The 12,330-nt window shown below is 69.6% G+C and carries 13 protein-coding genes; 12 read left to right on the top strand and 1 reads right to left on the bottom strand.

What is annotated here, in order from left to right:
* Positions 1-7 precede the first annotated feature (7 nt).
* From OG817_RS20740 to OG817_RS20725, 4 genes are read left to right on the top strand one after another with little or no spacing between them, the layout of a single operon-like run.
* Entirely contained in the window at positions 8-433 is a 426-nt protein-coding gene (locus tag OG817_RS20740; protein WP_406056968.1) for an adenylyltransferase/cytidyltransferase family protein, read from the top strand.
* The gene (locus OG817_RS20735; protein ID WP_406056966.1) at positions 430-1,158 is read left to right on the top strand and encodes a CDP-alcohol phosphatidyltransferase family protein; all 729 of its coding nucleotides are present in this window, start codon (positions 430-432) and stop codon (positions 1,156-1,158) included. Before OG817_RS20740 ends, OG817_RS20735 begins: the two co-directional genes overlap by 4 nt.
* Positions 1,158-1,574: an adenylyltransferase/cytidyltransferase family protein gene (locus tag OG817_RS20730; protein ID WP_406056964.1), complete on the top strand. Its 417-nt coding sequence runs from the start codon at positions 1,158-1,160 to the stop codon at positions 1,572-1,574. Before OG817_RS20735 ends, OG817_RS20730 begins: the two co-directional genes overlap by 1 nt.
* Complete coding sequence (locus tag OG817_RS20725; RefSeq protein ID WP_406056962.1) at positions 1,574-2,761, top strand: glycosyltransferase family 4 protein; 1,188 nt, start codon at positions 1,574-1,576, stop codon at positions 2,759-2,761. Before OG817_RS20730 ends, OG817_RS20725 begins: the two co-directional genes overlap by 1 nt.
* Here OG817_RS20725 and nadA read toward each other — a convergent pair.
* A complete protein-coding gene (gene nadA, locus OG817_RS20720; protein WP_406056960.1) occupies positions 2,758-3,948 on the bottom strand; it encodes a quinolinate synthase NadA in 1,191 nt (396 codons plus the stop codon). The two genes, OG817_RS20725 and nadA, sit on opposite strands and share 4 nt — an antisense overlap.
* Before the next feature lie 73 nt (positions 3,949-4,021).
* Between nadA and OG817_RS20715 the strand changes: the two genes are divergently transcribed.
* From OG817_RS20715 to OG817_RS20680, 8 genes are all read left to right on the top strand, one after another.
* Positions 4,022-4,597 carry an NTP transferase domain-containing protein gene (locus tag OG817_RS20715; protein WP_406056958.1) on the top strand — a complete coding sequence of 192 codons (576 nt, stop codon included), beginning with the start codon at positions 4,022-4,024 and terminating at the stop codon, positions 4,595-4,597.
* Positions 4,598-4,636: 39 nt separating this feature from the next.
* Positions 4,637-5,512 (top strand): AAA family ATPase, encoded by an 876-nt coding sequence (locus OG817_RS20710; protein ID WP_396389360.1) that lies wholly within the window; start codon positions 4,637-4,639, stop codon positions 5,510-5,512.
* Between the two features lie 6 nt (positions 5,513-5,518).
* On the top strand, positions 5,519-6,613 hold the full coding sequence (locus OG817_RS20705) for a vWA domain-containing protein (RefSeq protein ID WP_406056956.1): 1,095 nt from the start codon (positions 5,519-5,521) through the stop codon (positions 6,611-6,613).
* Positions 6,606-7,727 (top strand): XdhC family protein, encoded by a 1,122-nt coding sequence (locus OG817_RS20700; protein ID WP_396389362.1) that lies wholly within the window; start codon positions 6,606-6,608, stop codon positions 7,725-7,727. Before OG817_RS20705 ends, OG817_RS20700 begins: the two co-directional genes overlap by 8 nt.
* A 73-nt stretch (positions 7,728-7,800) precedes the next feature.
* Positions 7,801-8,271, top strand: a complete 471-nt coding sequence (locus OG817_RS20695; protein ID WP_360440022.1) for a (2Fe-2S)-binding protein — start codon at positions 7,801-7,803, stop codon at positions 8,269-8,271.
* A complete protein-coding gene (locus OG817_RS20690) occupies positions 8,268-10,652 on the top strand; it encodes a xanthine dehydrogenase family protein molybdopterin-binding subunit (RefSeq protein WP_406056953.1) in 2,385 nt (794 codons plus the stop codon). Before OG817_RS20695 ends, OG817_RS20690 begins: the two co-directional genes overlap by 4 nt.
* Positions 10,649-11,503 (top strand): FAD binding domain-containing protein, encoded by an 855-nt coding sequence (locus OG817_RS20685; RefSeq protein ID WP_406056951.1) that lies wholly within the window; start codon positions 10,649-10,651, stop codon positions 11,501-11,503. Before OG817_RS20690 ends, OG817_RS20685 begins: the two co-directional genes overlap by 4 nt.
* Positions 11,500-12,330, top strand: a complete 831-nt coding sequence (locus OG817_RS20680) for an SRPBCC domain-containing protein (RefSeq protein WP_406056949.1) — start codon at positions 11,500-11,502, stop codon at positions 12,328-12,330. Before OG817_RS20685 ends, OG817_RS20680 begins: the two co-directional genes overlap by 4 nt.

Here is a 12,330-nt window from a genome sequence, read left to right as displayed (position 1 = left end):
TCAGAGTTTGTCGCGGATCGGATTTCTGGCCGGAGTCTTCGACCTGTTCCACGTCGGGCATCTCGACGTGCTCGGACGGGCCGGGCAGGCCTGTGACCGGCTGGTCGTGGGTGTACTGACCGACGAGTGGGCGATGGACGGGTGGGGTGCGCGGCCGTTCGTGCCGTTGCCGGAGCGCATCCAGATCATCGAGCACCTGCGCTGCGTCGACGAGGTGGTTGTGGTGGACGGCGTACGGTCCGACTGGCTGACCGGCGTAGTAGGGGTACAGACCGTGTTCGCTGCGAGTGGTACCGACGGCGTGCTCGGCGTGGACGAACTCGCCGGGATACCGGGCGAGCTGGTCAGCGTCCTGCCGGCCGGTCGCGGATCCCGCAGCCCGATCCTGCGCGCCGCCATCGGTCAGCGGCAGTCGCGCAGTTCCGTCGCATGACCGCCCTGGGTGAGGTCGTCGGTCAGCTCTCCCGGGCCCAGAAGCCGTCAGCCGGGACACCGGCGTACTCGCGCTTCGTCAACCGGCGGATCGGCCGTGTCTTCGCGGCCGCGGCGTTCCTCGGCCGGCGTACGCCGAACCAGGTGAGCCTCGCGTCCGGCTTCTGCTCGTTGATCGGCATCGTGCTGGTCGCGACGGTCCGGCCGTCGCTCGGGCTCGCGCTGATCGTGACCGCGCTGCTGGTGCTCGGCTACGGCCTCGACTCCGCGGACGGCCAGCTGGCCCGGCTGCGCGGTGGCGGATCGCCCCTGGGTGAGTGGCTCGATCACATGATCGACGCGGTCAAGATCGTCCTGCTGCACAGCGCGGTACTCATCTCGTTCTTCCGCTTCGATGCCTTCAGCAACGAGTTGCTGCTGCTGATCCCGCTCGGCTACGTCTGCATGTCGTCGGTGCTGTTCTTCGGTCTGATCCTGATCGACCAGCTGCGCCGGCGCCACGGTGCGACGCACCAGCCCAACCAGCGCGGCGACTCGGTGGTCAAGTCGTTGCTCATCGCACCGACCGACTACGGCGTCCTCTGCCTGGTGTTCCTGGCCTTCGGCACCCCGTCGCTGTTCATCGTGCTGTACGGCGCCCTGCTCGCGGCCAACCTGGTGTTCCTGGCGGCTGCGATCGCCAAGTGGTACCGGGAGATGGCCACCCTGCAGCCGGGGGTGGGCTGATGGGGATCGTCGGCTACGCGCCCGGTGTGTACGACATGTTCCACATCGGCCACCTGAACATCCTCCGCCGGGCCCGAGAACACTGCGATCACCTGATCGCCGGTGTGGTCGAGGACGACGTGGTCGCGCGGATCAAGGGTCGGCCGCCGGTAGTGCCGCACGACGAGCGGATGGAGGTCGTCCGGGCGATCGGCCTGGTCGACGAGGTGGTCAGCGACTGGTCCAGCGACAAGTTCGAGATGTGGAGGCAACTCCGGTACGACGTCCTGTTCAAGGGCGACGACTGGAAGGGCACCGAGAAGGGGACCCGGCTGGAGCGGTTGCTCGGTGAGGTCGGTGCGTCGGTGCACTATTTCCCGTACACCGCGTCCACCTCGAGCACGGATCTGCGCAGGTTGCTGGAGGGGATGGGCTGATGCCGACCCGGCCGAAGGTCCTGCTCAGCGCGTACGCGTGCCGGCCCAAGGGCGGGTCGGAGCCAGGTGCCGGCTGGGCCTGGGCGAAGGCCGCGGCGCGGGACCACGACGTCTGGCTGCTCACCCGGGGCAAGTTCGCCCACGAGATCGCCGAGGAGCTCGCGATCCGGCCGGTTCCGGCGCTGACCGTCGTACCGCTGGAGCTGCCGAAGTGGGTCCTGCGGTTGCGTCGCCGCCCGGCCGACGTGTACTGGTACTACCCGCTGTGGCAGGGCCTGGCCCGGCGTACGGCGCGACAGTTGCATGCGGAGCACTCGTTCGACGTGATCCACCACCTGACGTTCGCGGTCGACTGGATGCAGGCGGGCGTCGTCGAGGAGTCGTCCGCGAGGGTGATCTGGGGACCGGTCGGTGGTTCGACGACCGCGCCGCTGTCGATGGCGCACTGGCTCGGGCCGCGTGGAGTGGTGGCCGAGCTGGTACGGCGTACCTACACCGGCATCCGGCGTCGCCTCACCGGCCGGAAGCTGGCCCAGAAGGCCGACCTGATGGTTGCCCAGAACAAGGATGTGGCCGAGGCCTTCCGCCCGTACGCGCGCGAGATCGTGGTGCAGCCGAACGTCGCGATCCGGCGGTTCACCGCGTCCGGCCCGTACGAACCGTTCGGTGCGCCCGGGGTGAAGACCGCGCTGTTCGTCGGCCGGCTGATCCCGTGGAAGGGCGTGTTGCTCGGGATCAGCGCGCTGGCGCGTCCCGAGGCGGCGAACTGGGAGCTGCGGATCATCGGCGACGGTCCGGACTGGGGACGCGCCGAGCACCTGGCGGAGGAGCTGGGCGTCCGCGACCGCGTCGAGTTCATGGGTCAGCTTCCGCGCGAGGACGTACTGGCAGCAATGTTCCGCGCCGACGCCTTGCTCGCCCCGGCCCTCCGCGAGGCCGCCGGCTGGGCCGTCACCGAGGCGTTGGCGTCCGGGTGCCCCGTGGTGTGCGTCGACCGCGGCGGCCCCGCGGTGATCGTCGGCCCGGAAGACGGCGCCGTCGTCTCCTGGCGCGGGGACGTGGTCGGCGAGCTCGCCAAGGGCCTTGCGTCCCTCCAGGGCCGGATCACTCCGGTCGACCGCTGGGGTCCGGACCGCCTCCCGGACCTTCTCGCCGAGTGGTACGCCCCGGCCCGCGTTTCGTCCTAGTCCTGGGCGGTCTTACCCGGGAGAGCGAGCATGCGGTCGAGGGCCAGCTTGGCGTACTTCTCGGTGTCGGCATCGACCGTGATCGGGTTGACCACGTGGCCGGCGACCAGGTTCTCCAGCGCCCAGACGAAGTGCGGCATGTCGATCCGGTTCATCGTCGCGCAGTAGCAGACCGTCTTGTCCAGGAACACGATGTTCTTGTCGGTGTGCTGCTTGGCCAACCGCTGCACCAGGTTGAGTTCGGTACCGACCGCCCACGACGTACCGGGCTCGGCCGTCTCCAGGGTCTGGATGATGTACTCCGTCGAGCCGACCAGGTCGGCCTTCAACACGACGTCGTGTTGACACTCCGGGTGCACGATCACGTTCACGCCGGGGACGCGCGCCCGTACGTCGTCGACCGATGCGGCGGTGAACCGGCCGTGCACCGAGCAGTGCCCGCGCCACAGGATCATCTTCGCCGCGGCCAGTTGCTCACGGGTCAGCCCGCCACCCGGCTTGTGCGGGTCGTACACCACGCACTCGTCCAGCGAGATGCCCATCTTCAGTACGGCGGTGTTGCGCCCGAGGTGCTGGTCGGGCAGGAACAGCACCTTCTCACCCTGCTCGAACGCCCACTCGAGCGCGGTGTCAGCGTTGCTCGACGTACAGACCGCTCCACCGTTGCGGCCGCAGAACGCCTTGATGTCGGCGCTGGAGTTCATGTAGGTGACCGGCACGGTCACGTCCGCGACACCAGCGTCCGCGAGCGCGTCCCAGGCCGCCTCGACCTGCTGGATCCGGGCCATGTCCGCCATCGAGCAGCCGGCCGCGAGGTCGGGCAGGATCACGGTCTGCCGGTCGTTGGTGAGGATGTCGGCGGACTCGGCCATGAAGTGCACACCGCAGAACACGATGTACGGCGCGTCCGGCCGGGCCGCGGCGTCGCGGGCGAGCTTGAACGAGTCACCGGTGACGTCCGCGAACTGGATCACCTCGTCGCGCTGGTAGTGGTGCCCGAGCACGAACACCTGGTCGCCGAGGGTCGCCTTGGCCTTCAGCGCGCGCTCGACCAGGTCCGGGTCGGAGGCGGGAGGAAGGGCTCCGGGGCACTCGACCCCGCGCTCGGAGTGGGGGTCGGTGCTCTGGCCCAGGAACAGCAGCGGGAGGGACTTCGGGCCGTCCGCGATCGTCGTCACGTCAAACATCGTGCCATGCCGCGTGCCCCTCGCCGCGTGGTGCACATCACTGCCCAGACTGTGAAATCGGTACTCTCCGGTTGTGAAGATCGCAGGCCTCGTCCTCGCCGCCGGTGCCGGCCGCAGGATGGGCACACCCAAGGCGCTGGTCCGCGACCCTGACGGCCTGGCGTGGGTGGTCCGGACTGCCCGCCTCCTGGCCGACTCCGGCTGTGCTCCGGTCCTGGTCGTCATAGGCGCCGCCGCCGACCAGGTCCGAGCGGTCCTGGCTGACGAGCCCGTCCAGGTGGTCGAGGCAACGAACTGGGACGAAGGGATGAGCGCCTCGCTCCGAGCGGGGTTGAAGGCGTCACCGCAGGATGTCGACGGAGTGGTCGTCGTACCGGTCGACGTCCCAGGCCTCACGGCAGCCGCGGTACGCCGGGTCACGGGGAACCGCTCGGCGTTGGTCCGAGCGGTGTACGACGGCCGGCCGGGGCACCCGGTGTTCCTGGGCCGGGACCACTGGGACGGGATCATCGCAACTGCGCAGGGGGACAGCGGGGCCCGGGAGTACCTGCGGAAACATCAAGCAGAAAAGGCTGAATGTGCGGATGTCGCAGAGGGTGCCGACGTTGACACGGTGCACCAATTGCCGGACGGACATCACCCCGGCTGAGCCTTGGCAACGGCGTCGCCGCTGCGGGATGCTGAAAAGATGAACTTGTTCGGTTCCGCGGGAGAGCTCGCCGAGCGGCTGCGCGGAACCGGATATCTGGCCGGCGACGGGTTGGCCACGGTCGGGTATCTGGCGCTCGCCCTGCACCGGCCGTTGCTGCTCGAAGGCGAGCCCGGCACCGGCAAGACCTCCCTGGCCGCGGCGATCGCCGAAGCCCTCGACCTGCAGCTGATCCGGCTGCAGTGCTACGAAGGCATCGATGCGACCCAGGCGCTCTACGACTGGGACTTCCCCCGCCAGATCCTGCACCTGCGTACGGTCGAGGCGACCAGCTCGGACCCGGCCGTCGAAGAGGTCGAGAAGTCGCTGTTCGACGAGCGCTTCCTGCTCGCCCGCCCGGTGCTGCGCGCGCTCCGCGAGAGCCCGGCGGTGCTGCTGGTCGACGAGATCGACCGTGCGGACGACGAGTTCGAGGCGTTCCTGCTCGAGGTCTTGTCGACGTACGAGGTCACCATCCCCGAACTCGGCACGATCACCGCCGAGACCCCGCCGATCGTCGTACTCACCTCGAACCGCACCCGCGAGGTCCACGACGCACTGAAGCGCCGCTGCCTGTACCACTGGATCGACCACCCGGGTCTGGCCCGCGAGGTCGAGATCGTCCGCACCCGGCTGCCGGAGGTCTCGCACCGGCTGGCCGAGCAGGTGGCGCGCTCGGTGCAGCGGATGCGTGAGCTGGATCTGCTCAAGCCGCCCGGGGTGGCCGAGACGCTCGACTGGGCTCGCGCACTCGATGCCCTCGGCACCGAGATCCTCGACGTGGAGACCGCGGCGGCGACGTTGGGAGCCGTGCTCAAGTACCGCGAGGACACCGACCGGGTGCGCGAATCACTGGACCGGTTACTGGGGAGCTGAGGACAGATGACCGCACCAGATCTCGCGTTGGCCGGCTTCGCGTCGGCGCTCCGGCACGCGGGACTGGCGGTCACTTCCGATCGGGTGCAGCTCTTCCTCGAAGCGGTCGCCACGCTCGACGCGGGCGTCACCGCGGATGTCTACTGGGCCGGCCGCGCCGCCCTGTGCACGGGTCCCGACGACACTGCCCGGTACGACGAGGTGTTCGCCGCCTGGTTCTCCGGAGAACGGTCGAACGGCGCGGCCCGGCGTACGACGGCGCAGTCCTCGGTGCAGGCTGCCCTCGAGGTGGACGACAGTGCGGGAAGCCAGGACGGCGACCAGTCGTCGAACGCCTCCGCGAGTACGACGGAAGTCCTCCGGCACCGCGACGTCGCCGAACTGTCCGCGAGTGATCGGGCCCACCTGAACCGACTGTTCGGGTCGCTGCGTCCCAGGATCCCGGTACGTCGTACTGTCCGGCGACGTCCATCGCATCGCGGCGACATCGATCCACGGCGGACGCTCCGGGCCCAGCTGCGGCAGGTCGGCGAGCCCGCCCGCGTCCACTACCGCCGCCGCGGCACCCGACCGCGCCGGGTCGTCGTACTGGTCGATGTCTCCGGTTCGATGCGCCCGTACGCCGACAGCCTGTTGCGGCTCGCGCACACGATGGTCCAGCGAGCTCCGCGGTCGGTGGAGGTATTCACGATCGGGACTCGGTTGACCCGGGTGACTCCGGCGTTGCGTCGAGGCGATGCGGAGTCCGCGCTGCGGTCGGCGGGGAGCGTCGTACCGGACTGGTCGGGTGGCACTCGGCTCGGTGAAGTGCTCAAGGTGTTTCTCGACCGGTGGGGCCAGCGAGGGATGGCGCGACGGTCGATCGTGGTGGTGTGCAGCGACGGTTGGGAACGCGGCGACACCACGTTGCTCGGTGCACAGGTGCAGCGGCTGGCTGCGCTGGCGCATCGGGTGGTCTGGCTGAATCCGCATCGCGGCAAGCCCGGATACCTGCCGGTGCAGACCGGGATCGTTGCGGTGCTCCCGTATCTGGACGAACTCGTCGCGGGGCACAGCCTGGCCAGTTTTGCCGATCTCCTGGAGGTGGTTGCCGATGCGTGATGTGCTCGAGCGATTAATGGAGTGGTGGCGCGCGGGCGAGTCGGTTGCCGTGGGCACTGTTGTCGCGACGTTCTCGTCGGCTCCGCGGTCGCCGGGTGCGGCGATGCTGGTCGGGCCTGAGGGCGAGGCGGTCGGCAGCGTGTCAGGAGGGTGTGTCGAGGGCGCGGTGTACCAGTTGGGCGAGGAGATCCTCGAGTCCGGCGAGTCGATGCTGCAGCGGTACGGCGTGAGCGACGAGTCGGCGTTCGCCGTCGGGCTCACGTGTGGCGGGATCATCGACATCTTCGTCGAGCGGGTCGATCGCTCGTCGTACCCCGAGTTGGGGGAGGTGGCGGCCGACGTCGAGGCCGGGCGGCCGGTGGCGGTGGCGACCGTGATCGCGCATCCCGATCCGGCAAGGGTCGGTCGCCGGATGGTGGTGCGCCCGGTCGGTCAGCCGATCGCGGGGACGCTCGGGTCGTCGCGGGCCGACGACGCGGTGGCCGACGACGCGCGCGGGCTGTTGGCGAGCGGGCGGACGGAGACGTTGGAGTACGGGCCGGACGGGCAGCGGCGCGGCGAGGGGATGCGGGTGTTCGTGTCGTCACACGCGCCGGTGCCGCGACTGTTGGTGTTCGGTGCGATCGACTTCGCCGCGGCGGTGGCGAAGCTCGGATCGTTCCTGGGATATCGGGTGACGGTGTGCGATGCGCGGGCGGTGTTCGCGACGGCGTCGAGATTCCCGTCGGCCGACGAGGTGATTGTCGACTGGCCGCATCGCTACCTGAAGGCCGAGGCCGAGGCCGGGCGGATCGACGGACGGACCGTCATCTGTGTGCTGACCCACGACCCGAAGTTCGACGTACCGCTGCTGGAGGTGGCGTTGCGGTTGCCGCCGCTGGCCTACATCGGGGCGATGGGTTCGCGGCGGACTCACGACGACCGCGTGAAGCGGCTGCTCGAGGCGGGACTGACCGAGGAGGAACTGGCCAGGCTGGCGAGCCCGATCGGTCTCGACCTCGGCGGGCGGACGCCGGAGGAGACCGCGGTCAGCATCGCAGCCGAGATCATCGCCCTGCGGTGGGGCGGTGCCGGCGACCGGCTGTCGACGGTGGCAGGACCGATTCACCATTGAACATCTCTTGTGGTGGACATCACAGGAGAGCAGGATCGGACGGACGACTTGGCTCACTTCTGGAGGCGGGGCGATGACCCGGATCACGGTGAAGGTCGACGGAAGCAGCTTCACGGACGAAGTGGAGCCGCGCACGTTGCTCGTGCATTATCTGCGCGAGCAACTGGGGAAGACAGGGACCGTGGTCGGCTGTGACACCGGCAACTGCGGAGCCTGCACGGTTCACCTGGACGGCCGGAGTGTGAAGTCCTGCTCGGTGTTCGCGGTCCAGGCCGACGGGCACGAGGTGACGACGATCGAGGGTCTCGCGGCCAATGGGCAGTTGCATCCGATGCAGCAGGCCTTCCACGAGAACCACGCGTTGCAGTGCGGCTACTGCACGCCAGGAATGATCATGCAGTCCATCGATCTGCTGGCCGACAATCCGGACCCGTCCGAGGACGACGTCCGGCTCGGGCTCGAAGGCAACCTCTGCCGGTGCACCGGCTACCAGAACATCGTCAAGGCCGTCCGCGCCGCCGCCGCTGCGGGAGGTGCGCAATGACCACCACCGAGGCACGCCCGGCCGCAGAGGTCGGGAGCCCGCGCCGGCGCAAGGAGGACGCCCGCCTCGTCACCGGCCGGACGCGCTGGACCGACAACATCGTGCTTCCGGGCATGTTGCACCTGGCAATGGTGCGCAGCCCGTTCGCGCATGCGCGGATCACCGCGATCGACACCGAGGCCGCCCGGGCCGCCACCGGGGTGGTCGCCGTACTGACCGGGGCCGACATCGCCGACGAGCAGGGTGCGTTGCCGAACGCCTGGGCGATCGTCCCGGAGCAGAAGGCACCGGTGCACCCGTCGATGGCGGTCGACCACGTCGCGTTCGCCGGCGAGATCGTTGCCATGGTCGTGGCCCGGAACGCGGCCGAGGCGAACGACGCCGCCGACCTGATCGACGTCGACTACGAGGAACTGCCGCCCGTCCTCGACCTGCGCCAGGCCGCGACCGACGCGTCGCTCGCGCACCCGGACCTGGGCACCAACGTGTCGGCGGTGTGGTCGTTCGACTCGGCCTCGGCCGGCACCGGTGGCGATGTCGAGGCCGCGATCGCGGCCGCCCGCGACGGCGGAATCGTGATCGAGAAGGAGATCCGCCAGCAGCGGCTGATCCCGGCGTTCATAGAACCGCGGTCGATCGTCGTCGATCCGACGCCCGAACAAATGACGGTGTGGTCGTCGACCCAGGTACCGCACTTCGTCAAGATCTTCATCGCGCTCGTGCTCGGCATCCCGGAGAGCAAGATCCGGGTGATCGCGCCGGACGTCGGCGGCGGGTTCGGCGGCAAGCTCCAGTTCACCCCCGAGGAAGTGCTCACCGTCATCGCGGCCCGGCGGACCGGGAAGCCCTGTAAATACACCGAATCCCGGTCCGAGTCGCTGATGGCCGCCCACCACGGCCGGGACCAGTGGCAGAAGCTGACGCTGGCCGCGACCAACGACGGCGACGTGACCGGTCTCAAGGTCGAACTGCTGGCCGACATGGGTGCCTACCTCGGCCTGGTCACGTCGGCGATCCCGTTGCTCGGCGCCTTCATGTACAACGGCATCTACAAGTTCCCGTCGTACCACCTGAAGTGCACGAACGTCTTCACGAACAAGACCTGGACCGACGCCTATCGCGGCGCGGGCCGGCCGGAGGCGACGTTCGCGGTCGAGCGGCTGATGGACGAGTTGGCCGCGAAGGTCGGGGCCGACCCGCTGGCGATCCGGGAGCGGAACTGGATCAAGCACGAGGAGTTCCCGTTCGCGACGGTGTCCGGGCTGAAGTACGACTCCGGCAACTACGAGGCCGCGACCGCGAAGGCCCGCGAGCTCTTCCGGTACGACGAGTTGCGCGCCGAACAGCTCAAACGGCGCGAGTCCGCTGACCCGGTCCAGCTCGGCATCGGCGTCTCGACGTACACAGAGATGTGCGGGCTGGCGCCGTCGCGGTGGCTCGGCTCGATGGGGTACGTCGGTGGAGGCTGGGAGCATGCGTCGATCCGGATGCTGCCGACCGGCAAGGTCGAGGTCATCACGGGGACGAGTCCGCACGGGCAGGGACACGAGACCGCGTGGAGCCAGATCGTGGCCGACCGGCTCGGCGTCGGCTTCGAGGACATCGAAGTACTGCATGGTGACACGCAGGTCGCGCCGCGCGGCCTGGACACCTACGGCTCGCGGTCGCTGGCGGTCGGTGGGATGGCGGTGCTCGCCGCGGCCGACCGGGTGATCGAGAAGGCCAAGCCGATCGCGGCGCAGTTGCTGGAGGCAAATGTCGACGACCTCGAGTTCGCGGGCGGCCGGTACGGCGTCCGCGGGACCGAGTCGGGGATGACGATGGCCGAGCTCGCGTTCGCGGTCTTCCAGGGGCACAAGCTCGACGGCTCCGCGGAAGGTTGCCTGGATGCCGACGCGACGCTGGATCCGGAGGACTTCTCCTTCCCGCACGGCACGCATCTGTGTGCGGTCGAGGTCGACACCGAGACCGGTGCCACCACGATCCGGTCGTACGTGAGCGTCGACGATGTCGGGGTTGTCGTCAATCCGATGATCGTCGAGGGTCAGGTCCACGGCGGTCTGGCGCAGGGCATCGCGCAGGCGCTCTTCGAGGAGGCCGTGCACGACGAGAGCGGCACGCTGGTGAGCGGGTCCCTCGTCGAGTACCTGGTCCCGTCGTCGGCCGACCTGCCGTCGTTCACCACCGCCCGGACCGAGACTCCTTCGACGACGAACCAGCTCGGCGTGAAGGGTGTCGGCGAGGCAGGCACGATCGCCTCGACGCCTGCTGTCGTCAATGCGATTGTCGACGCCGTCCGTCACCTCGGCGTGTCGGACGTGCCGATGCCCTGTACGCCGTACCGGGTCTGGAAGGCCTTGCAGGAAGGGGCGCGGTCATGATCCCGGCAGCTTTCGAGTACTTCACGCCGTCGACGGTCGACGAAGCGGTCGCGCTGCTGCGCGAGCAGCCCGACGCGAAGGTGCTGGCCGGTGGCCAGAGCCTGACGCCGGTCCTGCGGCTACGCCTCGCGGCGCCCGAGACGATTGTCGACATCGGGCGGATCGCCGAACTGCAGGGCGTCCGCGACGACGGCGACGCGCTGGTCATCGGTGCGATGACCCCGCACAGCACGGTGCAGGCCGATCCGCTGGTCGGAGAGCACGCCCGGCTGGTGTCGTTGGCGACGGCAACGATCGCCGATCCGCAGGTGCGGCACCGCGGTACGTTGGGCGGTTCGCTGGCGCATGCCGACCCGGCCGGTGACCTGCCCGCTGTCGCGGTCGCCCTCGACGCGTCGTTCGTGATCGCCGGCCCGGACGGCCGACGTACCGAGGCCGCTGCCGACTTCTTCCAGGGCGTGTTCAGTACGACGCTCGCCGAGGACGAACTGCTGGTCGAGGTGCGGGTGCCGAAGTACACCGGCTGGGGCGCGCACTACGAGAAGTTCAACCGGGTCGCGCAGCAATGGTCGATCGTGGCCGTGGCGGCCGCGGTTCGGCTGGACGGGGACTCGATCGCGGAGGCGCGGGTCGGGCTCACCAACATGGGCTCGACCCCGATCCGGGCGAGCGCGGTCGAGGCCGCGCTGGTCGGCCGGCCCGCGACCCCGGAGGCCGTGCGCGAGGCCGCGGCCCGGGCGGCCGACGGGACGTCTCCGGTCTCCGACCTCAATGGTGATGCCGACTATCGGCGGCATCTCGCGTCGGTGCTGACGCGGCGTGCGGTGCTCGCGGCGGCGGGGACCGGATGAAGCTCGAGCACAAGTTCGTCGTACCGGCTCCAGTCGACGAGGCGTGGGTCGCGTTCAACGACCTCGGAAGGGTGGTGCCGTGTTTTCCCGGCGCCACCCTGACGTCGGCCGAGGGTGACGAGTTCACCGGCTCCTGCAGGGTGAAGCTGGGGCCGGTGTCGCTCCTGTACTCCGGCAACGGCACGTTCGTCGAGCGCGACGAGTCCGACCATCACGCCGTGATCGAGGCCAAGGGCAAGGACCGCCGGGGCAACGGCACGGCCAGCGTCCGGGTAGTCGCCCGCCTCACCGCGGCCGACGCCACGTCGACCCAGGTCACCGTGGACACCGACCTGACCATCACCGGCCGCCCCGCCCAATTCGGCCGAGGCCTCATCCAAGAAGTCTCCGACCGCCTCCTGGACCAATTCACCACCTGCCTGACCACAACCCTCCAAACCCCCACCACCCCCGCGACTCCGGCGGCGTCCGCCTCTTCCACCACCTCCGCGAGTCCGGCGGCGTCCGCTCCCTCCACCGAACCCACTGCCCACGCCCAGCCCGCCGGCCCAGCCGAACCCGCGGGTCCAGCCCAACCCGCGGATCCCACCCGGCCCGCAGGCCCAGCGCGGGCCGCCGGTGCGGATCAGCCCGCCGGCATGGGTCAGCCCGCTGACCCATCAGCACCTACCTCGGACCTCGGCACATCGTCCGCTTCCGGCGCGGCTTCTGAGCCGCCAGCGCTCAACCTGGCGGCGACAATGCTGCCGGTGTTGGCCCGCCGCGTCCGGCCCTATCTCATCGGGGCAGTCGTGGCTCTCGTCCTCCGGCGCCTGTTCCGCCGCTGA

Origin of the sequence: Kribbella sp. NBC_00889 (assembly GCF_045207705.1) — a bacterium.
GTDB lineage: Bacteria > Actinomycetota > Actinomycetes > Propionibacteriales > Kribbellaceae > Kribbella.
The sequence above is the reverse complement of the archived record's forward strand: the minus strand, read 5'-3'. Positions and strand labels throughout refer to the sequence as shown.